We start from the raw sequence: 26,628 nt of genomic DNA, 5'->3' as shown, positions 1-26,628 counted from the left end.
ATTCTATGCCCGTAAACGCCTCCGCAGGTCGGCGCGCCGCGGTCAGGCCGCCGCGGTCCGTATCAACCCGGCGATCAGGGTGCTGATAAGCCAGGCCGATCCGAGGGCGAAGGGCACCCCAAGGACCAGGACCGCCAGGATCGGACGTCCGCTGCCGAAGAACACATTGATCCAATGGGCGAGTTTGGCCCCGAGATAGGCGGCGATGACCGCGATCAGGATCTTGCCGATCGCGGTTGCCGCCGCGTTGTCGAATTTGGCGCCGACCACGCCGATGGCTGCGGCCAGGGTCAGCCATTCGGTCAACCGGAACGCCTCTTCGGCGACCCGCTGGACCAGGCGGTTGAGCGGCGCGGTTTCCTCGCTGTCCAGCAGCTTCTGAGCGGCTTGATTGATGCGTTCCTTCATGGGCTCGTTCCATAGGTGGGGCGTCGGCCGGAGGCCTGCGACGTCGCCGTCGACGGCCGGTTTACGAGGCGGCTTCTATGCCGCCTTGGGATGTCCGAAGCGGCGGCGCTGCTGCCGTCAGACGGGCTTCGGACGCGATCCATGGTCGGTATGATTGGAGCGCGTTATTGAGTGCGAATGCGTAATCGAGGCCTCCGCGCGGGATGTTAATCTTGACGCTAGGCTCTTGCATGGACCGCATATGCTCGCCCGCTTGCGTCGTTTGTTCGGAGGTCCCGCCGCGGCCGCAAGTCCTGCGCCGATCGGGGTAGCGGCGCCGGAAGTGGCCATGCACTGGCAGGCGGACACGCGTCAGCCGATCCCGGATTGGGAGCGCCTGGCGCAAGCCGAGGACGGCTCATGGTCGGAGCCGTTGCGGGACGCTTACTGGACCCGGGCCGCCGAACACTGGCTGACGGCGCTGGCCGAGTCGTTGGCGCCGGACTACGGCCTGCAGGCCTCGGACCGCTTCCTGCTGTTGTCGGCCCTGCCGCCGGAGCGGGCGAAGGCGTTCCTGTCGTTCTGCGAATCGGCCCGGCGCCGGATCGTGCGCAACCTCGGCGAGCTCGCGCTGCCGCCCGGCGGCGGCAAGCATGTGTGCCTCATTTATGCCGATGAGGATGCGTATTACGACTACATCGCCCACTACTACCCGGACGGCGGCGAGTACGCCCTGTCCGGCGGCATGTTCATCCGCGCCGGTTACGGGCATTTCGCCCTGTTCGAGGGCGACATCGACGCCATGCGCGCGACCATCGCCCACGAAATGACCCACGCCCTGCTGTCGCACCTGCCGATCCCGATGTGGCTCAACGAGGGCATGGCGGTCAACACCGAACACAGCCTGTTCCCGCAGTTGGCCGACCCTCGGACGCAGCTCTACTCGCCGGCCGAGATCGCAGGCAAGCATGCCGCGTTCTGGAACCCGCAGCGGATTCAGGAGTTCTGGTCGGGCGCCTCGTTCCTGCGCACCGACGACGGCAACCTGCTGTCCTACGATCTGGCCAAGAAGATGGTTGGCTTGGCGGCTCGCGATCACGATGCTTTCGTCGCGTTCGTGCAGCTCGCGCAAGCCGGCGACGGTGGCGACGCAGCTTCCGAATTGCTGGGCTATCCGCTGGAGGATCTGGCCGCGGTAGTGCTGGGGGGCGGCGATTGGATGCCGCGCCCGGACACCTGGCGAGATATACCCGATACCGCCGGCGCGGATGTCGCAGCGGCACAGAACGCGGGCGCGAAAACCGCACCGGCTTGATCGTGGGCGGTTGTTGGACCGCAGCGGCGCTTCGCGGGCTATTGCCAGAACATCCACGGCGTCCAACGAAAAAAGCCGGAACCCGTAGGTTCCGGCCTTTCGCGATCTTTCGATCGGTATTGGTGGAGGTGGGCGGAATCGAACCGCCGTCCGAAGGCACTCCATCCCCGGCACTACATGCTTAGCGCTCCGTTGGATCTCGTCCCGGGACAGCACGGCGCGCAAAGCGCATCCCCGGACCAGCCTGCTATAGGTTGACCCGGAGCTGGCAGGCGGCCGCTCCGGGCGATTCCGTGATAGTGACCCTACGCTGCGAGCACGGACACAAGCAGTTTCGGGGCTTACGCCTTAAGCGGCGAGAGCGTAGTTGTCGTCGTTGGCAACTAGAAGTTTGCAGCTGGATTTACGAGGAAAGCTACCCCCTCGGCATGCGCCAAGCGATTTCGCGACCCCCGTCGAAGCCAGTGCACCCCCGGGGACAGCCAAACTGCGCTGACGCGTTCAGTATAGGGCCTGGCGGCGCGTTCTCAAGCCTTGTCTTGGGCGTGCGCAGCGGGGGTTCAGCCGCGGCGCCGGCTCAGTTGCCGTCCAGCAGCTCGATCAGGGCGCGGCGCTTCTTGCGCGAGAGTTTGCGCATCAGGCCCATCAGCCGCAGTTCGTCGGGGTCGCTGTATTTGGCGGCGTTCTCGCGCACCGACAGCGATTTGCCTTCGATCGTGCCGCGCCCGGTGGCCAGCCATTCGAAGCTGACGTGCTGCTGCACGGCGATCTGCAGCATGCGCTCGAGTTCGGGCAGGGCCAGGCCGACCAGCCATTTGCGGGCGGTCTCGCGGCTGACGTCGTAGTAGGCGGAGAGGGCGCCGGTGCGGGCCCGGCCCTTGGCGAATCCGGAAAAATCCAGGGCCTGGTGCAGGCGGTTGGCGAATTCTTGGTGGGGCGCGTTGGTCATGGGGTCTCGCCGGAGCATCCTGCAGGGCTAAACGTGGGCGCCGCCCGTCCCGGGCCGCCGGCCGAGGGGAGGATAGCGCAACTCATTGTTGCGTACCCCCTCGCCAAAACATCACTCTTTGCGGTCGTTGAAAAGAGCAATTTGTGGTGGTAAGTTGGCCTGGCATGGATGCAAGGCCGGAGATCAGGACATGGGCTCGAAAGGCAAGGCGGGATCGCGACGCGGTTCCGGGCAGGGATCGCGACAGGCCGCACAGGACGAGGGCGCACCGCTGCCGCGGCTTGCGCCGGCGCGCGAGCCCAATCCCATCGAACGGTATATCGCCTGTTTCGCCACCGCGCGGGCGGCGGCCGAGGCGGCGGGGGTGTCGACCGCGATGCTGCGGCGCATGCGTGGGCGCGGCTACGTGTCGACCCGCGGCCGCGCGCTGGTGATGGCGCAGGCCTGCGGCTTCCGGATCCAGGCGGCCGAGTTGCTGGCCCTGCCGGTGGAGGCGAAGTGATGCGCGCGCGGCGATGGTGGGCGGCGCTGGAGCGGGTCGCGTCGGGCGCCTGGCATCCGCTGTCGGGGCGTCCGCATGCGCCGCCCCCGCCTGCGTCGCCGTGGGGCGGGCGGATCGAACTGGCCCGACGCGCCGACCGCAACGGCCGCGCGCTGCTGGAACTGGCCGACGAGATCGAGCGCTTCCTGGCCTGCCAGCAGTGGGAGGGGCGGCCGGTGAGCCTGCAAAGGCATTGGCCGCGGCTGTGCCGGCAGGTCGCCGCCGAACACCTGGAGTGCATCAACCGGCTGATGCTGGACGGCGCCTGGGACGAGGAAAACGCGGCACGGGGCAAGGATTGAGCGCCCGGCGGCGGGCGTGAGTGCGGCGCACACGAAGGGGCAGGTATGCTTGATCGGATGACGACGAGCGACCCGGCCGAGCACGCCCCTTCGGCGTCCGGCGACGACGATGCCGAGCTGAGCGGACTGATGCCGCGGCGCGGTTACCTGTTGGCGCTGGGCGTGCTGATCGGTTCGCTGATCCTGGTGTTCACCGCCTGGCGCATCGCCCGCGACCGCGAGCTGCGTTCGGCCCAGGCCGAGTTCGTCGGCCGTACGGCCCAAGTCACCGAGCTGATCCAGCAACGCCTGGTCAATTACGAGCTGGTCGCGCGCGGCGGCGTGTCGCTGTTCGCGTCGGTGCAGCGGCCGACCGCCGAGCAGTGGCGCGCCTACGTCGACGGCATGAACATGCAGCGCCGGTTTCCGGCGACGCTGGGGCTGGGCTTCGCCGGTTACGTGCCGCAACGGTTGTTGGTGCAGTTGCAGAACGAATGGCGCGACGCCGGCTACGGGCTGCTGACGGTGCGTCCGCAGGGGGTGCGCGAGGTGTATGCGCCGATCCTGTTCCTGGAGCCGCGGACCCCGGACAACGTCGCCGCGATCGGCTACGACATCTATTCGCAGCAGGTGCGCCGCGAGGCCATGGCCGCGGCGATGGACACCGGCCAGGCCCGGCTGTCGGGCAAGATCCACCTGATCCAGGACGGGCCGGTGCCGAAGTCGGCCGGCTTGCTGCTGACCCTGCCGGTGTATCTGGGCGGCGGCCGGCCGCCGTCGCAGTCGCTGCGCCGGGCCGAGATGCAGGGCTGGGTGTACGTGCCGTTCCGGATGGAGCGCTTCGTCCAGACCGCGCTCGGCGGCAGCCACGACGACATGCTGTTCCGGATCTACGACCGCAGCGGCGGACGCGACACGTTGCTGTACGAGGCGCCGGGCATGAAGGGCCAGGCCGCGGCGTTCGTGCATCGGGTCAGCTTCGACATCTACGGCCGCAGTTGGCGGATCGACTACCAGTCCACGCCGGTGGAGCAGGCCGTGCCGCGCCTGGACGCGCTGCGCAACATGTTCGCGCTGGGGCTGTTCTCTTCGTTGCTGCTGTACGGGATCGCCTTGATGCTGGCGCGCACCGAGTCGCGCGCGCGCAACATCGCCGTGCGCATGACCGAGGACTTCCGCCGCAGCGAGGCGCGCTTCCGCAGCGCCATGCAGTATTCGGCGATCGGCAAGGCGCTGCTCGACAGCGAAGGCCGCATCGTCGACGCCAACCCGTCGCTGGCCGGGATCGTCGGCACCGGCATCGAGTCTTTGTACGGGCGGCGTTTCGAGGACCTGCTGGAACACGACGACGGCCAGGAGGAAGGCGACGGGCGCACCGATGAGGACGGCGTGCACCGCGCCACCCGGCGCCTGCACCGCGAGCACGGCGTCGCCCGCCAGGTGCAGCTGACCTATTCGCCGGTGCCGGGCAACGTCGGCCAGGACATCACCGGCCTGGTCCAGGTCGAGGACGTCACCGAGCGGCTGCGCGCCGAGGCGCGGGTGCACGCGCTCAACCGCACCTTGGAGGCGCGCGTGGCCCTGCGCACGCGCGAGCTCAGCCAGGCCAACCAGGAACTGGAGGCCTTCGCCTACAGCGTCTCGCACGACCTGCGCGCGCCGTTGCGTGCGATCGACGGCTTCAGCCGCATCCTCGGCGAGAAATACGCCGGCCAGCTCGATGCGGCCGGCCGCGACTACCTGGGCCGGGTGCGCAAGGCGGCCTCGCGGATGGGCGACCTGATCGACGCGCTGTTGAAGATGTCGCGCCTGTCGCGCGGCGAACTCAAGCACGAGAGCGTGGACCTGAGCCGGATCGCGGCGGAGCTGATCGAAGAGCTGCGTCTGGCCGAACCGCAGCGTGCGGTCGAGGTGCGGATCGACCCGGGCATGCGGGTCGTCGGCGACACCTCGCTGCTGCGCAACCTGCTCGGCAACCTGCTCGGCAACGCCTGGAAGTTCAGCCGCGACCGCGATCCGGCGCAGATCGCCTTCGGCCTGCGCGAGCTGCCCGGCGGCGGGCGCGAGTTCTTCCTCAGCGACAACGGCACCGGTTTCCCGCAGGCCTATGTCGACAAGCTGTTCCGGCCGTTCCAGCGCCTGCACAGCGTCGAGGATTTCGCCGGCCACGGCATCGGCCTGGCCTCGGTCAAGCGCATCGTCGAGCGCCACGGCGGCACGATCCGCGCCGAGGGGCGCGAAGGCGAAGGCGCGACGTTCTACTTCACCTTGCCGTTGGAGACCGCGCGCGGGGAGTGAGGACGGTCGGGCGTCGATGCGCGGCGGTGGGGGTGCGGTTTCTGCGCGGCCCCGGTCGCGGCTTACGCCGCTCCTACCGGTGGGGGCGGAGTCAGGCGTCGCGGTTGTGGCGACGCATGACCCGCTGCTTCTCGCGCGCCCAGTCGCGTTCCTTGCTGGCCTCGCGCTTGTCGTGGGTCTGCTTGCCCTTGGCCAGGGCGACCTCGATCTTGACCTTGTTGCCCTTCCAGTACAGCGCGGTGGGCACCACGGTGTAGCCGTCGCGCTGGACCCGGCCGATCAGGTTGTCGATCTCGCGCCGGTGCAGCAGCAGCTTGCGGGTGCGGCGTTCCTCGGCGACGACGTGGGTCGAGGCCGAGATCAGCGGGGTGATCTGCGAGCCGATCAGGTAGATCTCGCCGTGCAGGATCACGGCGTAGCTTTCGGTGATGTTCGCCCGTCCGGCGCGGATCGACTTGAGCTCCCAGCCCTGCAGGGCCAGCCCGGCCTCGAAGCGCTCTTCCAGGTGGAATTCGTGGCGGGCGCGCTTGTGCAGCGCGATGGTGCCGCCGGCGGCGCCCTTTCCTTTATCCTTGCCGGCCTTGTTGTTGGTGTTTTTAGCCATGCCGCGATTGTCTCCGATCCGGAGGCGGTTTGAGTAGCCGGCGCGGCGGCGGGGGGCTTCGCGGCCCTGCGGACCCTCGGCCGGCGATGTTTGCGGCAACGGGCGATCCGGTCCGGCCGGCTTGAAACCAGCGTTGCGATCCCAACTAGCGAACCCGATGCCTACCATCCGCCGCTCCGCCTTGGTCGAACATTCCGCCGCGCGCATGTTCGCGCTGGTCAACGACGTGGCCGCCTATCCGCGCCGTTTCGACTGGTGCGAGCAGGCGCAGATCCTGGAAGTCTCCGAGCAGCACATGGTCGCGCGGCTGGACCTGGGCCTGGGCGCGCTGCGGACCTGGTTCACCACCCGCAACAGCCTGTCGCCGCCGCATCACATCGAGTTGCAGTTGGTCGACGGCCCGTTCCGCAAGCTCGGCGGGCGCTGGGAGTTCCACGCCCTGGACGAGTCGGCGTGCAAGGTCACCCTGACCCTGGAGTTCGAGCCGGCGGTGAAGCTGCTCGGCCCGGCGCTGGCGCTGGGCTTCCAGAGCCTGGCCGACCGCATGGTCGACGACTTCGTCCGGGTCGCCGACCGCGGCGCCGAGCCCGGCGCGCCGGTGGCCGGGGCGGCGGCGACGTGAAGATCGAGCTGGTTCGGGCTTGGCCGCGCCGCCACGAGGCCTTGGCCCTGGAACTGGCCGAGGGCGCGACCGTGGCCGCGGCGCTGGCCGCGGCCGGCTGGCAGGACGCCCCGGACACCGTCGCCTATGCGGTGTTCGGAGTGCGCGCCAGCGCCGACACCGCGCTGCGCGACGGCGACCGGGTCGAAGTGCTGCGGCCCTTGCAGCTCGATCCCAAGGAGGCGCGGCGCCGCCGCGCCGCCGACCGGCCGCTGAAGCCGCCGCCGAAGAAATAGCGCGACTGCGCCCGGCCGGGCCGGCCAGTGTGCGAACGAGCGTGCTTCCGAGCCCCGGGCCGGTGCGCCACGCGAGCGCGCAGGGCGCAGCAACGAAAACGGCCGCCCTGGGGCGGCCGTTCGCGCACTCGGCGGGGCGGGCGTTCAGCCGCCGCGACGGCGCTTCTTGTCCTTTTCCTTGGCCAGGTTGCGGCCGAACTGCTTGACCGAGGCCTTGGCGATCTCCGGATCCTGCTCGGCGAAGTAGTCGCCTTCCCACTTGGTCAGGGCGTCGTTCTCGAACCACAGGGTCAGGTTCTTGCGCGAGGTGTGGCCGAGGCGGTCCAGGCGCTGGGTCGAGGTGTAGTCCCAACGGTTCTGGTGGAACGGGTCTTCGATCGACGGGGTGCCGAGCAGGATCTGCACCTGCTGCTTGCTCATCCCGGTCTGGAGCTGGTCGACCGCGGTCTTTTCCAGCAGGTTGCCCTGGTAGATCGGCTGCTTGTAGATGATGCCGCAGCCGGCGGTGAGCACGGAAAGCGAGAGGACGAGCAGGAGCTTACGCATCGGGTCGGGGTCTGCGGCAGTCGAAGGCAACGGGGCCGATGATACACTGAAGCCCGCACCCACCAAGGGCGGGCACGGGCGCGCGGCGACCCCTCGCGTTCATCCGCCATTCCGGCCCAGCCAGCCCAGTCCGCTCAACGCGCAGGCGCTCGCGGCCTGGCCAGCCGGTCTAGACCCGGGCCCGATGCTTCGGGCCGCAAACGATCGCAAGGAACACCGCCATGGAATCGCAAGACCTGCGCAACGCCGGACTCAAGGTCACCCACCCGCGGATGCGGATCCTGGAGCTGCTGGAGCAATCCAAGCCGCGCCACATGACCGCCGAAGACATCTACCGGATGCTGCTGGAGAAGGGCGAGGACATCGGCCTGGCCACGGTCTATCGGGTGCTGACCCAGTTCGAGTCCGCCGGCCTGGTGCTGAAGCACAATTTCGAAGCCGGCCAGTCGGTCTACGAGCTCGACCGCGGCCACCACCACGACCACATGGTCGACATCGACACCGGCAAGATCATCGAGTTCGAAAGCGCCGAGATCGAGGAACTGCAGCGCAAGATCGCGGCCAAGCACGGCTACGAGATCGAGGAGCATTCCCTGGTGTTGTACGTGCGCAAGAAGCGCTGAGGGCCGCGAGTCGGGAGAGGGGGAGGGAGAGGGAGAGGAAGCAGGGAATGGTTCGAGCGGTTCTGCGCCGCCTGATCGTTCGCGGTTCCAGACCGAAAGCTTCGATCCGCGAAACCGGCGCACAGAACAAGGCCCGCTCGATGCGGGCCTTATGTTTTCGAGCCGAGCGGGACGGGATGAGGCCGGCTGCGCGGTGCGGGCTTCGAATAGCGGGCGGCTTTGATCGGATCGACGCCTGAGGCTCGGCGGCCCCATGTCGTCGTTCCCGCGAACGCAAGCTTGCTTCACCTCGGCCTAGGCGAGCCTCCGGGGCAGGCGCCCGCGCGGGCCGCCGCCTCAAGCGGGCGCCGAACCTCGCGTTCTGTTCCAGCTCGCTCGCCCTGGATTCCCGCATTCGCGACCACGACGATCTTTCCGAGTCCCGAGTCCCGAGTCCCGAGTCCCGAGTCCCGAGTCCCGAAGCCCGAGTCCCGAGTCCCGAAGCCCGAGCCCCAAAACTCACCCCACATCCGCCAGCAAGCGCCGCGCCGCGGCGCGGACTTCCTTGCTCAGCTCGATGCCGCCGAGCATGCGGGCGAGTTCTTCCTCGCGTTGCTTGGCGCCCAGCACCACCACCGCGCTCTGGGTGACGCCTTCGCTGGCGGCCTTGCTGACCCGGTAGTGGGCATGGCCCTGGGCGGCGACCTGGGCCAGGTGGGTGACGCACAGGACCTGGCGGCTGGCGCCGAGGGTGCGCAGTTTCTGGCCGACGATCTCGGCCACCGCGCCGCCGATGCCGGAGTCGACTTCGTCGAAGACCATGGTCGGCACCGCGTCCAGGCCGAACGCGGCGACTTCGATCGCCAGCGAGATGCGCGAGAGTTCGCCGCCGGAGGCGACCTTGCGCAGCGGCCGGGCCGGCTGGCCGGGGTTGGCCGCGACCATGAACTCGACCCGTTCGCCGCCCTGCGGATCGGGGCGGTCTTCGTCCAGCGGTTCGATCGCGACGTCGAAGCGGCCGCCGCCCATGCCCAGTTCGCCGATCAGCTCGGTGGCGCGCGCGCCGAGCGAGCGCGCCGCCTCGCGGCGGGCCTGGCCGAGCGCGTCGGCGGCGCGGCGCCAGCCGGCGCGCGCGGCCTCGATCTCGCCGTCCAGGCGCTCCAGGCGTTCGCCGGCGCCGCGCAGTTGTTCCAACTCGGCGGCCAGGCCGTCGCGGGTCGCGGCCAGGTGTTCGGGCGCGATCCGGTGCTTGCGCGCCAGTTCGTGCAGGCGGCCCATCTTGTGTTCGATCTGCTCGAACTCGGAGGGGTCCAGGTCGAGGTCGTCGCGGACCCGGTCGAGCAGGGACACGGCCTCGTCGATCTGGATCGCGGCCTGGTCGAGCATGGCCTCGACCTCGCCTAGGCGCGGCTCGTGCTCGCTCATCTTCTGCAGCTCGCCGCGCACCTGCTGCAGGGTGCGGGTCAGCGACGGGCCCTCGTCGCCGCCGAGCCGGGCGAAGGCGCTTTCGCAGGCGGCGATCAGGCCGGCGGCGTGGGCGTGGCGGCGGTGGTCGGCGAGCAGCTTGGCCAGCGCCTCCGGCTCCAGCGCCTCGCGCTCGAGTTCGGCGTGCTGGTGTTCGAGCCAGCCGATGCGGTCGCTGACGTCGCCCTGGGCGAGCAGGGTCTCGCGCTCGCGCAGCAAAGCGCTCCAGGCGCGCGCGGCGCGTTCGACCGGTTCGCGCTGGGCCTCGCAGCGGCCGTAGGCGTCGAGCAGGCCGAGCTGGCTGGCCTTGGACATCAGCGCCTGGTGCTCGTGCTGGCCGTGGATCTCGACCAGGTGCCCGGCGAGGTCGCCGAGCTGGCCCAGGGTGACCGGGCGGCCGTTGATCCAGGCCCGCGAGCCGCCGTCGGCGCGGATCACCCGGCGGATCTGGCATACCGCGACGTCGCCGTCGCCGGTTTCGTCCAGTTCGTTGTCGCGCAGCCACTGCGCGGCCTGCGGGGCGTCGTCGAGGGTGAAGTCGGCGACCAGCTCGGCGCGGTCGGCGCCGTGGCGGACCACGCCGCTGTCGGCGCGCAGCCCCGACAGCAGGCCGAGCGCGTCGACCAGCAGCGACTTGCCGGCGCCGGTCTCGCCGGAAATGACGGTGAGCCCCGGACCGAAGCTGAGTTCGGCGGCGCTGACGACGGCGAATTGCTTGAGCGAGAGATGGGCGAGCATGCGGCGGCGATTGTGCCTTGAGGGCCGGCGGCCTGGGAATGGGAGACGGACAGCGGCGCAGGGTAGGGCAATGGCGGGTCACCAGGTGAGACTGTGCGCTGCGGCTGCGGCTGCGGCTGCGGCTGCGGCTGCGGCGCTGCGGGACTCGGGACTCGGGACTCGAAGTGGGGGGGCGGGGCCGAGAGGTTGAAGGCGAGCAAGGACGGGGGGCGACTACTGCGCCTCGGCTTCTCCGAGTCCCGAGTCCCGAATCCCGAGTCCCGCTGCAGCCGAAGCCTTGCGTCTCCTCGCCTCGACGCCTATATCGACACCAATGACCCGCCGAACGCCCGAACCCGTCCTCGACCCGCGTGCGCGGCAGTTGCTGCGCACCCTGATCGGCCGCTACATCCACAGCGGCGAGCCGGTCGGGTCGCAGACCCTGGCCCGGCACGCCGGGCTGGACGTCAGTCCGGCGACGATCCGCAACATCCTCGCCGACCTGGAGGAGGCCGGGCTGCTGAGTGCGGCGCACGCTTCGGCCGGGCGGGTGCCGACCGCGCAAGGCTATCGGCTGTTCGTCGACTCTTTGTTGCAGGTGCGGCCGCTGCCGGAGGGCGAGGTCGCGCGGCTGCGCAGCGAACTGCCGGCCGGCTCGGGCACCCAGGCCCTGCTCGGCAGCGCTTCCGAGCTGCTGTCGGCGATGACCCATTTCGTCGGCGTGGTCAGCGTGCCCAAGCGCGAGCAGTTCGCGTTCCGGCGCATCGACTTCGTGCCGCTGGACGCGCAACGGGTGCTGGCGATCCTGGTGTTCGCCGACCAGGACGTGCAGAACCGCATCATCCAGACTCGCCGGCCCTACGACGGCGGCGAGCTGGAGCGGGTCAGCAATTACCTGAACGCTCATTTCGCCGGTCGGCCGGTGGCCGAGATCCGCGCCACCCTGGTCCACGAATTGCGCCATGCCCAGGCCGAGATGCAGGCCCTGCTGGCCCAGTCGGTGGAGCTGGCCGAGCAGGTGCTGGCGCCTGACGGCGACGACATGGTCCTGGCCGGGCAGACCCGGCTGATGGGGCTGCAGGAGCTGGCCGACCTGGACCGGCTGCGCGAGCTGTTCGAGGCCTTCGCCCGCAAGCGCGAGATCCTGCAGTTGCTCGAGCGCACCGTGCGCGCGCCGGGGGTGCGGATCTTCATCGGCGAGGAAACCGGGCTGGCGCCGCTGGAAGGGGTGTCGCTGGTGACCGCGCCGTACACCGCCGGCGGCCGGGTGCTGGGGGTGCTGGGGGTGATCGGGCCGACCCGGATGGCCTACGACCGGGTCATCCCGGTGGTGCAGGCCGCCGCCGACGCGCTCGGCGATGCGTTCCAGCCCGGCGAGGGCGGCGAGCCCCCGCAACACCCCGGCTCCTTGTAAGAGCAGCGCCTCTTTTTCAGAGAGGGAACAGCAAAGGCGATGGCGTTCCCGGGTAGGAGCGGCGCCAGCCGCGACCGCGAACCCGCGCTGGCCGGCGCAAGCGGCCCGGAAGGCAGGAGCAAATCCCCCAGCCCCCCTTTCGCAACGGAGCGAACAGCAAACGCTACGGCGTTTCGCTCCGGCCGACCGGACCGCGCAGCCGTTCACGAACCCCGCGGCTCGGCGCCGATCCCGGCCGATCGGCGCAGATCCCGGCACTTGAATGGCGCCGGCGCGGCCCCATAGCTGCCCCTGTCGCGGATGGACCGCCAGGAACCAGCATGAACTCACACGATCTGAACCCCGAATCGGCCCAGGCCGCCCAGGACGAGGCGCCGGCCGCAGAAGTGTCCGAACTGGACGCCCTGCGCGCCGAACTGGGCAAGTTGCGCGAAGACTCTTTGCGCGAGCGCGCCGAGCTGGATAACCAGCGCAAGCGCGTGGCGCGCGACATCGAGATGGCGCGCAAGTTCGCCAACGAACGCCTGCTCGGCGATCTGCTGCCGGTGATCGACAGCCTGGAGGCCGGCCTGGCCGCGGCCGGCGAAGACAGCGGCGCGCTGCGCCAGGGCATGGAACTGACCCTGCGCCAGTTGCTCAAGGTCGCCGCCGACAACGGCCTGGTCGCGGTCGACCCGGCCGGCCAGCCGTTCAATCCCGAACACCACCAGGCGATGAGCCTGGTGCCGGCACCGGGCGTGGCGCCGAACCACGTGGTCCAGGTCTACCAGAAGGGCTGGCTGCTCAACGAGCGCCTGCTGCGGCCGGCCCTGGTGGTGGTCAGCCAGGACGCGTGAGACCTGCGTCCGGGGACCGGCGAAGGGCCGGTACCGGGACCGACGGGGCAGGGCACGGGCGCTTGAACTGCCCGGCACCGGGCCCCAGATAACGGACATCGGCGGCCGGCGCCCAGCGCGCCCCGCCCCTTAAATTCCAAAGCATTCGAGAGGGAGCACAGCAATGGGCAAGATCATCGGCATCGACCTGGGCACGACCAATTCCTGCGTCGCGATCATGGAAGGCGGCAAGGCCAAGGTCATCGAGAATTCCGAAGGCGATCGCACCACCCCGTCGATCGTCGCCTTCACCAAGGACGGCGAAGTCCTGGTCGGCGCCTCGGCCAAGCGCCAGGCGGTGACCAATCCGAAGAACACCTTCTACGCGGTCAAGCGCCTGATCGGCCGCAAGATGACCGACGCCGAAGTGCAGAAGGACCTCGGCCTGGTGCCGTACGCGATCGTCCCGCACGACAACGGCGACGCCTGGGTCGCGACCCAGGACGGCAAGAAGATGGCGCCGCAGCAGATCTCGGCCGAAGTGCTGGGCAAGATGAAGAAGACCGCCGAAGCCTACCTGGGCGAGCCGGTCACCGAGGCGGTGATCACCGTCCCGGCCTACTTCAACGACAGCCAGCGCCAGGCGACCAAGGACGCCGGCAAGATCGCCGGCCTGGAAGTCAAGCGCATCATCAACGAGCCGACCGCGGCCGCGCTGGCCTACGGCATGGACAAGAAGGGCGGCGACCGCAAGGTGGCCGTGTACGACCTCGGCGGCGGCACCTTCGACGTGTCGATCATCGAGATCGCCTCGGTCGACGGCGAGATGCAGGTCGAAGTGCTGTCGACCAACGGCGACACCTTCCTCGGCGGCGAGGACTTCGACAAGCGCGTCATCGACTACTTGGTCGAAGAGTTCCAGAAGGACCAGGGCATCGACCTGCGCAAGGATCCGCTGGCCCTGCAGCGCCTGAAGGACGCGGCCGAGCGCGCCAAGATCGAGCTGTCGTCCTCGCAGCAGACCGAAGTCAACCTGCCGTACGTGACCGCCGACGCCTCGGGTCCGAAGCACCTCAACATCAAGCTGACCCGGGCCAAGCTGGAGTCGCTGGTCGAGGACCTGGTCAAGAAGACCATCGAGCCCTGCCGCATCGCCCTGAACGACGCCGGCCTGCGCGCCAGCGACATCAGCGAGGTGATCCTGGTCGGCGGCCAGACCCGCATGCCCAAGGTCGGCCAGGCGGTGGCCGAGTTCTTCGGCAAGGAGCCGCGCAAGGACGTCAACCCGGACGAAGCCGTCGCCGTCGGCGCGGCGATCCAGGGCGGCGTCATGGCCGGCGACGTCAAGGACGTGCTGCTGCTCGACGTGACCCCGCTGTCGCTGGGCATCGAAACCCTGGGCGGCGTGTTCACCAAGATCATCGAGAAGAACACCACCATCCCGACCAAGGCCTCGCAGACCTTCTCCACCGCCGAGGACAACCAGTCGGCCGTGACCGTGCACGTGCTGCAGGGCGAGCGCGAGCAGGCCCGCTACAACAAGTCGCTGGCCCGCTTCGACCTGTCCGGCATCGAGCCGGCGCCGCGCGGCATGCCGCAGGTCGAGGTGTCCTTCGACATCGACGCCAACGGCATCCTGCACGTCAGCGCCAAGGACAAGAAGACCAACAAGGAACAGAAGGTCGAGATCAAGGCCGGCTCGGGCCTGTCCGAGGAAGAGATCGCCAAGATGGTCGCCGACGCCGAGGCCAACCGCGAGGAAGACCAGAAGTTCCATGAGCTGGTGCAGGCCCGCAACCACGCCGACGCGTTGATCCACAGCGCCCGCAGCGCGATCAAGGAGCACGGCGAGAAGCTGCCGGGCGAGGCGATCGGCCGCGCCGAGTCGGCCATCGCCGAGCTGGAGACGGCGATGAAGGGCGACGACAAGGCCCAGATCGAGGCCAAGTCGCGGGCCCTGGAAGAGGCCGCGCAGTCGCTGTTCGCCGCCGCCGGCGCCGGCCATGCCGACGCCCCGGCCGGCGACGCCGGCGCCGCCTCGGCCAAGTCCGACGACGTGGTCGACGCGGAGTTCACCGAAGTGAAGGACGACAAGAAGTAAGCCGGGAATGGGGAATGGGGAATCGGGAATGGGAGCAGCGGCGAGCGCCGCGACCTGTCAGGAACCCGGTTCCCCGTTCTCGTATCCGTAGCTCACGGCGCGCACGCCGCGCCGTTGGCTTTTGATCCAACCATTCCCGATTCCCAACTCCCGATTCCCAGCCCATGAGCAAACGCGATTACTACGAAGTGCTGGGCGTTGCGCGCAACGCCGGCGACGACGACCTGAAGAAGGCCTACCGCCGCTGCGCGATGAAGTTCCACCCGGACCGCAATCCGGGCGACAAGGCGGCCGAAGCCTCGTTCAAGGAGTGCAAGGAGGCCTACGAAGTCCTGTCCGACGCCAACAAGCGCCGGGCCTACGACCAGCACGGCCATGCCGCGTTCGAGCACGGCATGGGCGGCGGCGCCGGCGGTCCCGGCTTCGCCGACATGGGCGATATCTTCGGCGACATCTTCGGCAACATCTTCGGCGGTGCCGGCGGCGGCGGAGCGCGCGGTCCGCGCCGCGGCGCCGACATCGGCTACGTGATGGAGCTGTCGCTGGAGGAAGCGGTCGGCGGAGTCGAGAAGCAGATCGAAATCCCGACCCTGGACGAGTGCGAGACCTGCAAGGGCTCGGGCTCGGCCGACGGCAAGGTCGAGACCTGCACCACCTGCAACGGCCGCGGCCAGGTGCGTTTCCAGCGCGGCATCTTCTCGATGCAGCAGACCTGCCCGCACTGCAACGGGCGCGGCCAGACCATCGCCAATCCCTGCGGCGACTGCCACGGCCAGGGCCGGGTGGAGCGGACCAAGACCCTGCAGGTCAAGATTCCCGCCGGCGTCGACAACGGCGACCGGATCCGCCTGACCGGCGAAGGCGAGGCCGGCCCGGCCGGTTCGCCGCCGGGCGACCTGTACGTGGAAGTGCGCGTGCGCGAGCACGAGATCTTCCAGCGCGAGGGCGACGATCTGCACTGCGAAGTGCCGATCCGGATCTCCCAGGCCGCGCTCGGCGACTCGATCCGGGTGCCGACCCTGGACGGCGAGGTCGAGCTGCGGATTCCGGCCGAGACCCAGAGCGGCAAGCTGTTCCGCCTGCGCGACAAGGGCGTCAAATCGGTGCGCAGCCGCCGTCCGGGCGATCTGTACTGCCGGGTGGCGGTGGAGACGCCGGTCAACCTCACTCCCGAGCAGCGCGAGCTGCTGGAGAAGTTCGAGGCCACCTTCGTCGGCGACGGCGCGCGCAGGCATTCGCCGCGTTCCTCGACCTTCCTCGACGGGGTCAAGGGCTTCTGGGACCGGATGACGTCCTGAGCCGGGCGGCGTGCTGCGCCGTTCGCATTTGGAAAGGGCCGCCCATGCGGTCCTTTCTTTTTTTGCGGCGGTGGTTCCGAATGACCTCCTGGCCGGGCGGCGCGCCGTGCCGCTCGCTGCTGGATCTGGACAGGGCCGCCAGGCGGTCTTTTCTGCGGTGGCGCTCCCGACAGCGTCGACACCGGCCCGAGCGAGGTGCCAAAACGCAGGCGCGATGCGGCAACCCGCACACGATCGGCCGCGGCCTCGGCATCCGGTTCGATACGATTCTTCGCTCGATGTGGCGGCTTGCGCGCGCCGGCGGGCAGGAACGCAGCGATGTGCTAGAAAAGCACGCCCGAGAGCAAGGCGTCGCGATCCGCAGCGCCTCGCCGAACGCTCGCTGCCTCGTTCCCATCGACATGGAGTCCCTGATGCCGCTACGCCACGCAACGCCGAACCGGACACCGATCGCGCGGCCTGCGCTCGCCCGCCGGGCGGCGAGGGCAGTCGCCTTCGTGTTGGCGTTGGCGGCCGCGTTGCCGGCTGCGGCCGCCTGCAGCGGCGCCACGCCGACGGCGGTGGCGCAGTCCTTCTATCGCTCGCACTACCTGTTCTGGGACCAGGCGCCGCAGCGCCTGGGCGACGCCGTCGCCGCGCCGCTGCTGGCGTTGCTGCGCAGCGAACACGCCTGCCGCGACGGCGGCGAACTGTGCGCGATCGACGCCGATCCCTGGCTCGGCGCACAGGACGGCGAAGCGGTGGACCCGCGTTTCCAGGCCGAGGGCCGGGACCGGGTGCGGGTGGCCTATCGCTTCGAGCTGGGCGAGGAACGCAGCGAGCGCAGCGCGCAGCTGCTGTTCGTCCACGAGCGCGGCTGCTGGCGCATCGCCGACCTGATCTCGCCCGACGGCGGCTCGCTGCGCCGCTCGCTGGCGCAGTTCCACCGGCCTTGAGCAGGGGGCGGAAGCGAAAGCAACAGCAATAGCTGTCGAAGCCGTGAGCAACGGCAACGGCAAATCCCTCTGGCCCCTTTTTTCAAAGGGGGGGGGCGCAGCCGAAGCGTCGTGGAGGAACGACAGGGCGTCGCCGCTTCCTGTAGCAGCGGCATAAGCCGCGACCCGGGACGCGCAGCGCCGTCGGCCGCCTTGCCACCGATCGAAACCGCGTCCTTGGGGTAGGAGCGGCGTCCCGCGGGAATGTCCTTCGGTCGCAAGCCGCGGCCGCGACCCCGCGCCGCCGATTCAATGTGCCTGGATCCGTCATCGTTCGCGACCGCTTGCGGCGTCGCGGCGATGTGGTAGAACAGGCGCGCCGCCATCGCGGCGCGGTGCGCGGACGCGGTCCGGCGCCGTCTTTCAGGGAAACGGGGACGAAAGGATGCCTACCATCATGTTGCGGCTCTCGGCCGCGATCGCTTTGAGTCTGTCGGCCGGCATGGCCGGCGCACAAGCCGCGCAAACGCCCGCGCCCGCCGCCGCCCAGGCGCCGGCCGCGAAGCCCGCCGAAGCCGAGCCGATGCGGATCGAGCGTCTGCACGTGGATTACCGCATCGAACCCGACGGCGCCTACAGCGAGCGGCGCGAAATGGCGGTGAAGGTGATGGAAGAGCGCGCGGTCGAGGCGGCCAAGCACCGCTCGATCAGCTACAGCGCCAGCCTGCAGCGCCTGGACGTGATCGCCGCCTACACCCAGAAAGCCGACGGACGCCGGGTCGAAGTGCCCAAGTCGAACTACCAGGTCGAGACCCACCAGGGCCGCGCCGGCGGCGGTCCGGCGTTCTCCGACCGGGCCACCACCAGCGTGGTCTTCCCCGAGGTCGCGGTCGGCGACACGGTGGTGATCGATTACCGCCTGACCGCGATCCAGCCGATGTTCGACGGCCATTTTTCCGAGATCGAAAGCTTCGGCGGCAGCGAGCGTTACTACGGCGACGTGCGCGTGCGCATCGACGCTCCGGCGGCGCTGACCGCGCAGGCGCGCGGTTTCGGCGGGTTGAAGACCGTGCGCGACGAGGTCGCCGGCGGCCGCCGCCTGATCGAATGGAGCTACCGCAACCGCGAACCGGTCGAGGACGAGACCAACGACTACTCGGTGTACCAGATCGAGCGCTTCCCCGGTTTCGCCTTCTCGACCTTCCCTGGCTATGCCGACATCGCCCGCGCCTACGCGGCGCGGGCCCTGCCCAAGGCCGAGCCCAGCGCGCGCGTGCGCAAGCTGGCCGACGAGATCGCCGCCGGCAAGACCGCCCCGCGCGAGGTGGCCCAGGCCCTGTACGAGTGGGTGTCGACCCAGATCGACTACGGCGGCAACTGCATCGGCCTGGGCGCGGTGGTGCCGCGCGATCAGGCCTTCGTGCTCGATAACCGTCTCGGCGATTGCAAAGACCACGCCACCCTGCTGCAGGCGCTGCTGTCGGCCAAGGGCATCGAATCGACCCAGGCCCTGATCAATGCCGGCAACGTCTACAGCTTGCCGTCGGTGCCGGTGGTGGCCAGCGTCAATCACGTGCTGAACTATCTGCCGCAGTTCGATCTGTACGTCGACGCCACCGCCAAGGGCATTCCCTTCGGCGAGCTGCCGGCGGTCATCGCCGGCAAGCCGGTGCTGCGCATCGACCGGCCGGACCTGGCCGCGCGTACGCCGGGCTTCGCGCCGCTGCGCAACCGCCAGCGCATGGTCAGCCGGCTGGTCATCCTCGAGGACGGTTCGGTCAAGGGCCAGGTCGAGGTCGAACTGGCCGGCTTGCCGGCGATCAGCACCCGCGCCGGATTGCGCGAGCTCAGCGCCGAAGACGCCAAGGACATGGTCAAGAAGCTGTTCCAGTCCAGCGGCCTGACCGCACAGGGGACTTTCACCCAGGACGACCCCAAGCCTTTGCGCGCCGAGCATCGTTACCGCGCCGAGTTCGAGGTCAAGGACGCGATGCCGATGCCGGGCGCGTTCCCGCTCGGTCCGCTGTTCTTCAATCCGATGCCGGTGGCGGCGCTGACCGGCAGCGCCGGCACGGATGCGCTGGACAAGCTGACCGGCGACGGCACCTGCGGCGGCGGCCGTTCGGAGGAAATCTACCGGATCGAGTTTCCGCAGACGGTCAAGGTCATCGCGGTGCCGCCGGACCTGAGCCTGCGCTCGGGCGACTCCAGCTACGTCGCGCGCTACAAGCTCGACGGCCAGGTGCTGGAGGCGAGCCGGGTGATCGAGGATGCGACCGCCGGGCCGGTGTGCAGCAACGAGTACAACCGCAGCTACCGCGATTTCGCCCGCAAGGTTCGGCCGAACCTGAAGGCGCAGGTGGTGTACCAGCAATAGGCGCCGCGGCCGCGCTTGCCGTCGCGGCCGCGCAGCCGGTAGCCTGCGCGCATGAGCGCACCCCTACGACTGTTGATTCACGGCGCCTCCGGGCGCATGGGCCAGGCCTTGCTGCGCCTGGCGGCCGAGCGCGACGACGTGCAGGTGGTCGCCGCTTTCTCGCGTTCGCAGCCGAGCCAGCGGGTGGTCGATGGCGTGCCGCAGTTCGCCTCCAGCGAGCTCGACGGCGCGCCGGCGTTCGACGTCGCGATCGATTTCAGCCTGCCGCAGGGCTTCGACCCGGTGCTGGCGCTGTGCGCGCAGCGCGGCAAGGCCCTGGTGTCGGGCACCACCGGCCTGAGCTCGGCCCAGAACGCGGCGATCAACGAGGCCGCCAGCGCCATCGCGGTGGTCTGGGCAGCCAATTACAGCCTCGGCGTGGCGGTGCTGACCGAGCTGGTCCGGCGCGCCGCGGCGGCGCTGCCGGGCTGGGACTGCGACGTGGTCGAGGCGCACCACACCCGCAAGCTCGACGCGCCCTCCGGCACGGCCTTGCACCTGGGCGCGGCGGCGGAGATCGGCCGCGGCGCGGCGCCGCATTACGCCAGCCTGCGCGCCGGCGACATCGTCGGCGAACATACGGTGCAGTTCGCCGCGGCCGGCGAGCGTCTGGAGCTGATCCACCGCGCCACCAACCGCGACATCTTCGCCCGCGGCGCGCTCGAGGCGGCGCTGCGGGTCGCCCATCAGGCGCCGGGGCGCTACGGCCTGGCCGAGCTGATGTTTCCCAATCTGTGATGCCGCCCGCGCTCCGCGCCGGGCCTGCGGCGCGAATCGCGCTGCAGGCCGGGCCGGCGCCGGAGCACAGTGAGAACGCCGCAGATCCGCGGCGTTTTTACTTTCCGGGAGGCAGATCATGGGCAAGAACGGGATGTTCGCAGCCGCTGCGGTCGCCGCGTCGCTGCTGGTCGGGCCGGCCGCCGCCGGCGATGCCGAGACCGTGGTGGCCGGCGCCGAGGGCTACCAGCGCCAGCCGCTGATCCAGATCGTCGACGAGCACGGTTTCCAGCGCGACGGCCTGCGCTGCGGCGCGCCGCCATCCACGCCGCAGCGCCGGCGCGAGGTCGAGCGCCGCCTGCAGCAGCTGCGCGCCGCTACGCCGTTGCGCAACGGCGCGTGGTCGGCGACGGCGGCGAGCAAGACCGTGCCGGTCTGGTTCCACGTGGTCACCCGCACCGACAACACCGGCAACGTCAGCGACGCCCGCATCGCCGAGCAGATGCGGGTGCTCAACGCCGCCTACGTCGGACGCGGCTTCCAATTCGCCCTGGCCGGGGTGACCCGGACCCGCAACAACACCTGGTACGGCAACTGCGTCAACAACGAGATGAAGATGAAGAACGCGCTGGCGGTGGATCCGGCGCGCAATCTGAACATCTACACCTGCAAGCCCGGCAGCTACCTGGGCTATGCCTATCTGCCCGACAGTTATCCCGAGTCGTCCAAGCGCCACGGCGTGGTGGTGCTGCATTCATCGCTGCCGGGCGGCTCGTCGAGCAACTACAACGAAGGCGACACGGTCACCCACGAAGTCGGCCATCACCTGGGCCTGGAACACACCTTCGAGGGCGGCTGCAGCGAGCCGGGCGATTTCGTCGCCGACACGCCGCCGCAGGCCAGCCCGAGCTCCGGTTGCCCGGTCGGCCGCGACAGCTGCCCGGGCGGCGGCCTGGATCCGATCACCAACTTCATGGACTACAGCTACGACTCGTGCATGACCACGTTCTCCGACGACCAGAGCATCCGCATGCAGGACATGGTCGCGACCTACAAGCCCTCGCTGGGAACGTGAACGGCCTGGCCTGAACGGTCGGTCCGGGCTTGCTCGGGCCGGGCGCATTGCCTTGAGCGGCTTGCTCGGGCAGTCCGCGCGGGCCTTGCGCTGCAGACCTTCGCGGCGGCCTGAGCGGGCCGCGGCGAAGGTGGGCGGGCGAGGGGGGAAACGCCTGGCGGGCACCGTCCAGGCGCCGCCGCAGCGGTCGCGACGGCCCGGCACGGGCCTGCCCGCCGCGGGGCCGACTGCCTGAACGGCGGCCGCGTCCGCGCGCCGCCGCGCGCGGGCCGGGGCGAATCGGGCTGCGCAAACGCTGGCGCCCGGGGGGCTTCGCCGCTACAATTCCGGCTCGCCTGAATCCCGAACGCCGGACCGGTCCAGCACCGCGTCCGCGCTTTGCTGCAACTCGCGTTTTGCCGCAGTCGCGCACGGGATCAGATCCTTCGGCAGCCAAGGCGACCCCCGTGACCCAACCCGCAATCCTCGCCCTCGAAGACGGAACCGTGTTCGAGGGCGTTTCCGTAGGCGCGCCCGGCCTCAGCGTCGGCGAAGTCGTATTCAACACCGCGATCACCGGCTACCAGGAAATCCTCACCGATCCCTCCTACGCGCGCCAGCTGGTGACGCTGACCTATCCGCACGTCGGCAACACCGGCTGCACGGACCAGGACGACGAGGCGCGCCAGGTCTGGGCCTCGGGCCTGATCGTGCGCGACGTGCCGCGCCGGCCGAGCAACTGGCGCAGCCAGGTCGCGCTGCCGCAGTGGCTGAGCGAGCGCGGCGTGGTCGCGATCGCCGACATCGACACCCGCAAGCTGACCCGCCTGTTGCGCGACACCGGCGCCCAGAACGGCGCGCTGATGGCGGGCGAGATCAATGTCGAGAAGGCGCTGGAAGCCGCGCGCAAGTTCCCCGGCCTGAAGGGCATGGACCTGGCCAAGGAAGTCTGCACCCGCGAGCGCTACGAATGGACCGCCGGCCAGCTCGACCTGGACCGCAACGCCTTCGTCGACGCGCCGGCGCGCTTCCACGTGGTCGCCTACGACTTCGGGGTCAAGCTGAACATCCTGCGCATGCTCGCCGAGCGCGGCTGCCGGGTCACCGTGGTGCCGGCGCAGACCCCGGCCGCCGAGGTGCTGGCGCTGAATCCGGACGGCGTGTTCCTGTCCAACGGCCCCGGCGACCCGGAGCCCTGCGACTACGCGATCGCCGCGATCAAGGAATTCGTCGCCCGCAAGATCCCGACCTTCGGCATCTGCCTGGGCCACCAGTTGCTCGGCCTGGCCTCCGGCGCCAAGACCCTGAAGATGAAGTTCGGCCACCACGGCGCCAACCACCCGGTCCAGGACCTGGATTCGGGCCGGGTGATGATCACCTCGCAGAACCACGGCTTCGCGGTCGACGAAGCCAGCCTGCCGGCCAACGTGCGGATCACCCACCGCTCGCTGTTCGACGGCAGCAACCAGGGCATCGCCCTGACCGACGCGCCGGCGTTCAGCTTTCAGGGCCACCCGGAAGCCAGCCCCGGCCCGCACGACGTGTCGCCGCTGTTCGACCGTTTCGTCGATGCGATGCGGGACTCGGGACTCGGGACTCGGGACTCGAAAGGGGCGGGATGAGCATCTCGCACTATCGAGAACTGGAAGTCTGGCAATTGGCGATGACCTTGGCCAAGAACGTGTACGAACTGACCGCGGGCTTTCCGCGCGACGAACGGTTCGGCCTGACGGCGCAGCTGCAGCGGTCGGCGGTATCGATCCCTTCGAACATCGCCGAAGGCAATGCGCGGCATTCGACCAAGGATTACGCGCGCTTCGTTTCCATGGCGCTGGGTTCTTGCGCCGAGCTGCAGACGCAATTGTTGTTATCGGGCGAACTGGCCCTGGGCGAAGACGGCCTGCGCCAGTCCGCGATAGACCTATCTGATCGGGTGGGGCAGATGCTGCAACGCCTTCACCAATCCCTGATTCGCCGACTCGGGGCCGAGTCCCCAGTCCCGAGTCCCGAGTCCCGGAGCTAATACATGCCCAAGCGTACCGACATCAAAACCGTCCTGATCATCGGCGCCGGCCCGATCGTGATCGGACAGGCCTGCGAGTTCGACTACTCCGGCGCGCAGGCGTGCAAGGCGCTGCGCGACGAGGGCTACCGCGTGGTCCTGGTCAACTCCAACCCGGCCACGATCATGACCGACCCGAACATGGCCGACGCCGTGTACATCGAGCCGATCAACTGGCAGACGGTCGAGAAGATCATCGCCAAGGAAAAGCCCGACGCGCTGCTGCCGACCATGGGCGGCCAGACCGCGCTGAACTGCGCGCTCGACCTGGCCGACAACGGCGTGCTGGAGAAGTACAAGGTCGAACTGATCGGCGCCTCGCGCGAGGCGATCCGGATGGCCGAGGACCGCGAGCTGTTCCGGGTGGCAATGAAGGAAATCGGCCTGGAATGCCCCAAGGCCGAGGTCGCCCACACCCTGGAAGAGGCGCTCGACATCCAGACCCGGGTCGGCTACCCGACCATCATCCGTCCCTCGTTCACCCTCGGCGGCAGCGGCGGCGGCATCGCCTACAACCGCGAAGAGCTGATCGAGATCGTCAACCGCGGCCTGGAGCTGTCGCCGACCACCGAAGTGCTGGTCGAGGAATCGGTGCTGGGCTGGAAGGAATTCGAGATGGAAGTGGTCCGCGACAAGGCGGACAACTGCATCATCGTCTGTTCGATCGAGAACTTCGACGCGATGGGCGTGCACACCGGCGACTCGATCACCGTCGCCCCGGCGCAGACCCTGACCGACAAGGAATACCAGCGCCTGCGCGACGCCTCGATCGCGGTGCTGCGCAAGATCGGCGTCGACACCGGCGGCTCCAACGTCCAGTTCGGCATCAACGCCAAGAACGGACGGGTGGTGGTGATCGAGATGAATCCGCGCGTGTCGCGGTCCTCGGCGCTGGCCTCCAAGGCCACCGGCTTCCCGATCGCCAAGATCGCCGCCAAGCTGGCGGTCGGCTATACCCTGGACGAGCTGCGCAACGAGATCACCGGCGGCGCGACCCCGGCCTCGTTCGAGCCGAGCATCGACTACGTCGTCACCAAGATCCCGCGCTTCGCGTTCGAGAAGTTCCCGCAGGCCGACGCGCGCCTGACCACGCAGATGAAGTCGGTCGGCGAAGTCATGGCGATGGGCCGCACCTTCCAGGAGTCGCTGCACAAGGCCTTGCGCGGCCTGGAGACCGGCAAGGTCGGCCTCGACCCGACCGGCCTGGACCTGGCCAGCGAGGTCGACCTGGCCCGGCTCAAGCGCGAGCTCAAGGAGCCCGGCCCGGAGCGCATGTTCTACATCGGCGACGCGTTCCGCGCCGGCCTCAGCGTGGAGGACGTGCACGCGCTGTCGTTCGTCGATCCCTGGTTCCTGGATCAGATCGAAGAGCTGATCGCGACCGAGCGCGACGTCGCCGAAGCCGGCCTGGCCGCGCTCGACCAGGCGCGCATGCGCGCGCTCAAGCGCAAGGGTTTCTCCGATGCGCGCATCGCCCAGCTCACCGGCACCGACGAGACCGCGGTGCGCATCCTGCGCCGCGCGCTCAAGGTGCGCCCGGTGTACAAGCGCGTCGACAGCTGCGCGGCCGAGTTCGCCACCACCACCGCCTACATGTACTCGACCTACGAGGACGAGTGCGAGGCCGCGCCGACCGGCCGCGACAAGATCATCGTCCTCGGCGGCGGCCCCAACCGCATCGGCCAGGGCATCGAGTTCGACTACTGCTGCGTGCACGCCGCCCTGGCCCTGCGCGAGGACGGTTACGAGACCATCATGGTCAACTGCAACCCGGAGACCGTGTCGACCGACTACGACACCTCCGATCGGCTTTACTTCGAGCCGCTGACCCTGGAAGACGTGCTCGAGATCGCCGACCTGGAGAAGCCCAAGGGCGTGATCGTGCAGTACGGCGGCCAGACCCCGCTGAAGCTGGCGCGCGCGCTGGAAGCCAACGGCGTGCCGATCATCGGCACCACCCCGGACAGCATCGACCTGGCCGAGGACCGCGAGCGCTTCCAGAAGCTGGTCCAGGAGCTGGGCCTGGCCCAGCCGATCAACCGCACCGCGCGCAACCCCGACGAGGCGCTGGCCCTGGCCGGCCAGATCGGCTACCCGCTGGTGGTGCGCCCGAGCTACGTGCTCGGCGGCCGGGCGATGGAGATCGTCTATTCCGACGCCGATCTGACCCGCTACATCCGCGACGCGGTCAAGGTCTCCAACGATTCGCCGGTGCTGCTGGACCGCTTCCTCGACAACGCGGTCGAGGTCGATGTCGACGTGATCGCCGACCGCGAAGGCCGGGTGCTGATCGGCGGGGTGATGGAGCACATCGAAGAGGCCGGCGTGCACTCCGGCGACTCGTCCTGCTCGCTGCCGCCGTACTCGCTGTCGGCCGCCACCCAGGAGAAACTGCGCGCCCAGGTCGTGGCCCTGGCCAAGGCGCTGAAGGTGGTCGGCCTGATGAACACCCAGTTCGCGATCCAGACCGACGCCGACGGCAACGAGACCATCTACCTGATCGAGGTCAACCCGCGCGCCTCGCGCACCGTGCCGTTCGTGTCCAAGGCCACCGGCATGGCCCTGGCCAAGATCGCCGCGCGTTGCATGGTCGGCCAGACCCTGACCTCGCAGGACGCGGTCGAGGAGATCGTGCCGGACTACTACTCGGTCAAGGAGGCGATCTTCCCGTTCGCCAAGTTCCAGGGCGTGGACCCGATCCTCGGCCCGGAGATGCGCTCGACCGGCGAGGTCATGGGCGTGGGCAAGAACTTCGGCGCGGCCATGGCGCGCGCCCAGGAAGCCGGCGGGATCAAGGCGCCGCCGGTCGGCAAGGTGTTCGTCTCGGTGCGCGACCCGGACAAGCAGCGCGTGCTGCCGGTGGTGCAGGAACTGGTGCGCCGCGGCTACAGCCTGGTCGCGACCCGCGGCACCCAGGAGTTCCTGAGCGGGCACGGCGTGGCCTGCGAGTCGATCAACAAGGTCACCGAGGGCCGCCCGCACGTGGTCGACCTGATCAAGAACGGCGAGATCGTCTACATCATCAACACCACCGAAGGCCGCCAGGCGATCTCGGACTCGTTCTCGATCCGCCGCGAAGCGCTGCAGCAGCGGGTGACGTACTCGACCACGGTGTCGGGCGCGCGCGCGCTGGTCAACTCGCTCGACTACCGCGGCCAGGGGCCGGTGTGGTCGCTGCAGGAGCTGCACGCGCAGATCGGCGCGGCCTGACCGGGCCGCGATCGCCGGTCGGATCG

At 69.4% G+C, this 26,628-nt stretch carries 23 protein-coding genes and 1 other RNA gene; 18 read left to right on the top strand and 6 right to left on the bottom strand.

Annotated elements, in window-relative coordinates; genetic code table 11:
• Positions 1-42: 42 nt before the first annotated feature.
• Positions 43-408, bottom strand: coding sequence for a hypothetical protein (locus AC3A57_RS05420; RefSeq protein ID WP_487577961.1), 366 nt, complete (start codon positions 406-408; stop codon positions 43-45).
• A gap of 154 nt (positions 409-562) precedes the next feature.
• Here AC3A57_RS05420 and AC3A57_RS05415 point away from each other — a divergent pair, with 154 nt between their 5' ends.
• Entirely contained in the window at positions 563-1,702 is a 1,140-nt protein-coding gene (locus AC3A57_RS05415; RefSeq protein ID WP_487577960.1) for a hypothetical protein, read from the top strand.
• 120 nt (positions 1,703-1,822) lie between these two features.
• Here the strand turns inward: AC3A57_RS05415 and ssrA are convergent.
• Both ssrA and AC3A57_RS05405 read right to left on the bottom strand, forming a co-directional pair.
• Positions 1,823-2,176: a transfer-messenger RNA gene (gene ssrA, locus AC3A57_RS05410) on the bottom strand.
• 103 nt (positions 2,177-2,279) lie between these two features.
• Positions 2,280-2,651, bottom strand: coding sequence for a helix-turn-helix domain-containing protein (locus tag AC3A57_RS05405; RefSeq protein WP_031373591.1), 372 nt, complete (start codon positions 2,649-2,651; stop codon positions 2,280-2,282).
• Positions 2,652-2,841: 190 nt separating this feature from the next.
• On the opposite strand from AC3A57_RS05405, the gene AC3A57_RS05400 reads away from it, so the two are divergent.
• From AC3A57_RS05400 to AC3A57_RS05390, 3 genes are read left to right on the top strand one after another with little or no spacing between them, the layout of a single operon-like run.
• Positions 2,842-3,153 carry a hypothetical protein gene (locus AC3A57_RS05400; RefSeq protein WP_487577959.1) on the top strand — a complete coding sequence of 104 codons (312 nt, stop codon included), beginning with the start codon at positions 2,842-2,844 and terminating at the stop codon, positions 3,151-3,153.
• Positions 3,153-3,494, top strand: a complete 342-nt coding sequence (locus AC3A57_RS05395; RefSeq protein WP_487577958.1) for a hypothetical protein — start codon at positions 3,153-3,155, stop codon at positions 3,492-3,494. Before AC3A57_RS05400 ends, AC3A57_RS05395 begins: the two co-directional genes overlap by 1 nt.
• Positions 3,495-3,551: 57 nt before the next feature.
• A complete protein-coding gene (locus AC3A57_RS05390) occupies positions 3,552-5,771 on the top strand; it encodes a CHASE domain-containing protein (RefSeq protein WP_487577957.1) in 2,220 nt (739 codons plus the stop codon).
• A gap of 91 nt (positions 5,772-5,862) precedes the next feature.
• Here AC3A57_RS05390 and smpB read toward each other — a convergent pair whose 3' ends face one another.
• The gene (smpB, locus tag AC3A57_RS05385) at positions 5,863-6,375 is read right to left on the bottom strand and encodes an SsrA-binding protein SmpB (RefSeq protein ID WP_064749235.1); all 513 of its coding nucleotides are present in this window, start codon (positions 6,373-6,375) and stop codon (positions 5,863-5,865) included.
• Between the two features lie 157 nt (positions 6,376-6,532).
• Between smpB and AC3A57_RS05380 the strand changes: the two genes are divergently transcribed.
• Entirely contained in the window at positions 6,533-6,997 is a 465-nt protein-coding gene (locus AC3A57_RS05380; RefSeq protein ID WP_221672519.1) for a type II toxin-antitoxin system RatA family toxin, read from the top strand.
• Positions 6,994-7,272: an RnfH family protein gene (locus AC3A57_RS05375; RefSeq protein ID WP_487577956.1), complete on the top strand. Its 279-nt coding sequence runs from the start codon at positions 6,994-6,996 to the stop codon at positions 7,270-7,272. Before AC3A57_RS05380 ends, AC3A57_RS05375 begins: the two co-directional genes overlap by 4 nt.
• Positions 7,273-7,416: 144 nt before the next feature.
• Here the strand turns inward: AC3A57_RS05375 and AC3A57_RS05370 are convergent, their stop codons facing one another.
• On the bottom strand, positions 7,417-7,818 hold the full coding sequence (locus AC3A57_RS05370) for an outer membrane protein assembly factor BamE (RefSeq protein ID WP_487577955.1): 402 nt from the start codon (positions 7,816-7,818) through the stop codon (positions 7,417-7,419).
• A gap of 221 nt (positions 7,819-8,039) precedes the next feature.
• Here AC3A57_RS05370 and fur point away from each other — a divergent pair, with 221 nt between their 5' ends.
• A complete protein-coding gene (fur, locus tag AC3A57_RS05365; protein WP_064749231.1) occupies positions 8,040-8,441 on the top strand; it encodes a ferric iron uptake transcriptional regulator in 402 nt (133 codons plus the stop codon).
• Positions 8,442-8,939: 498 nt separating this feature from the next.
• Here fur and recN read toward each other — a convergent pair whose 3' ends face one another.
• Positions 8,940-10,622 carry a DNA repair protein RecN gene (gene recN / locus AC3A57_RS05360; protein ID WP_221672522.1) on the bottom strand — a complete coding sequence of 561 codons (1,683 nt, stop codon included), beginning with the start codon at positions 10,620-10,622 and terminating at the stop codon, positions 8,940-8,942.
• 313 nt (positions 10,623-10,935) lie between these two features.
• On the opposite strand from recN, the gene hrcA reads away from it, so the two are divergent.
• The 11 genes from hrcA (at position 10,936) to carB (ending at position 26,602) form a co-directional block, all read left to right on the top strand.
• A complete protein-coding gene (gene hrcA, locus AC3A57_RS05355) occupies positions 10,936-12,015 on the top strand; it encodes a heat-inducible transcriptional repressor HrcA (protein WP_487577954.1) in 1,080 nt (359 codons plus the stop codon).
• Between the two features lie 320 nt (positions 12,016-12,335).
• Complete coding sequence (grpE, locus tag AC3A57_RS05350) at positions 12,336-12,851, top strand: nucleotide exchange factor GrpE (RefSeq protein WP_487577953.1); 516 nt, start codon at positions 12,336-12,338, stop codon at positions 12,849-12,851.
• Positions 12,852-13,014: 163 nt separating this feature from the next.
• Positions 13,015-14,931, top strand: coding sequence for a molecular chaperone DnaK (dnaK, locus tag AC3A57_RS05345; protein ID WP_487577952.1), 1,917 nt, complete (start codon positions 13,015-13,017; stop codon positions 14,929-14,931).
• A 164-nt stretch (positions 14,932-15,095) separates the two neighbouring features.
• On the top strand, positions 15,096-16,229 hold the full coding sequence (dnaJ, locus tag AC3A57_RS05340) for a molecular chaperone DnaJ (protein ID WP_487577951.1): 1,134 nt from the start codon (positions 15,096-15,098) through the stop codon (positions 16,227-16,229).
• 80 nt (positions 16,230-16,309) lie between these two features.
• Positions 16,310-17,164: a hypothetical protein gene (locus AC3A57_RS05335; RefSeq protein ID WP_487577950.1), complete on the top strand. Its 855-nt coding sequence runs from the start codon at positions 16,310-16,312 to the stop codon at positions 17,162-17,164.
• A gap of 424 nt (positions 17,165-17,588) precedes the next feature.
• A complete protein-coding gene (locus tag AC3A57_RS05330) occupies positions 17,589-19,520 on the top strand; it encodes a DUF3857 domain-containing protein (protein WP_487577949.1) in 1,932 nt (643 codons plus the stop codon).
• 51 nt (positions 19,521-19,571) lie between these two features.
• Positions 19,572-20,297 (top strand): 4-hydroxy-tetrahydrodipicolinate reductase, encoded by a 726-nt coding sequence (dapB, locus tag AC3A57_RS05325; protein ID WP_487577948.1) that lies wholly within the window; start codon positions 19,572-19,574, stop codon positions 20,295-20,297.
• Between the two features lie 118 nt (positions 20,298-20,415).
• Positions 20,416-21,351, top strand: coding sequence for a zinc metalloprotease (locus tag AC3A57_RS05320; RefSeq protein ID WP_487577947.1), 936 nt, complete (start codon positions 20,416-20,418; stop codon positions 21,349-21,351).
• A 446-nt stretch (positions 21,352-21,797) separates the two neighbouring features.
• Entirely contained in the window at positions 21,798-22,952 is a 1,155-nt protein-coding gene (carA, locus tag AC3A57_RS05315) for a glutamine-hydrolyzing carbamoyl-phosphate synthase small subunit (protein WP_487577946.1), read from the top strand.
• Entirely contained in the window at positions 22,949-23,353 is a 405-nt protein-coding gene (locus tag AC3A57_RS05310) for a four helix bundle protein (RefSeq protein WP_487577945.1), read from the top strand. Before carA ends, AC3A57_RS05310 begins: the two co-directional genes overlap by 4 nt.
• A 3-nt stretch (positions 23,354-23,356) precedes the next feature.
• Complete coding sequence (gene carB / locus AC3A57_RS05305; RefSeq protein WP_487577944.1) at positions 23,357-26,602, top strand: carbamoyl-phosphate synthase large subunit; 3,246 nt, start codon at positions 23,357-23,359, stop codon at positions 26,600-26,602.
• The last annotated feature ends 26 nt before the right edge of the window (positions 26,603-26,628 follow it).

The organism is Lysobacter sp. Soil_C_15 (assembly GCF_057657315.1).
The sequence above is the reverse complement of the archived record's forward strand: the minus strand, read 5'-3'. Positions and strand labels throughout refer to the sequence as shown.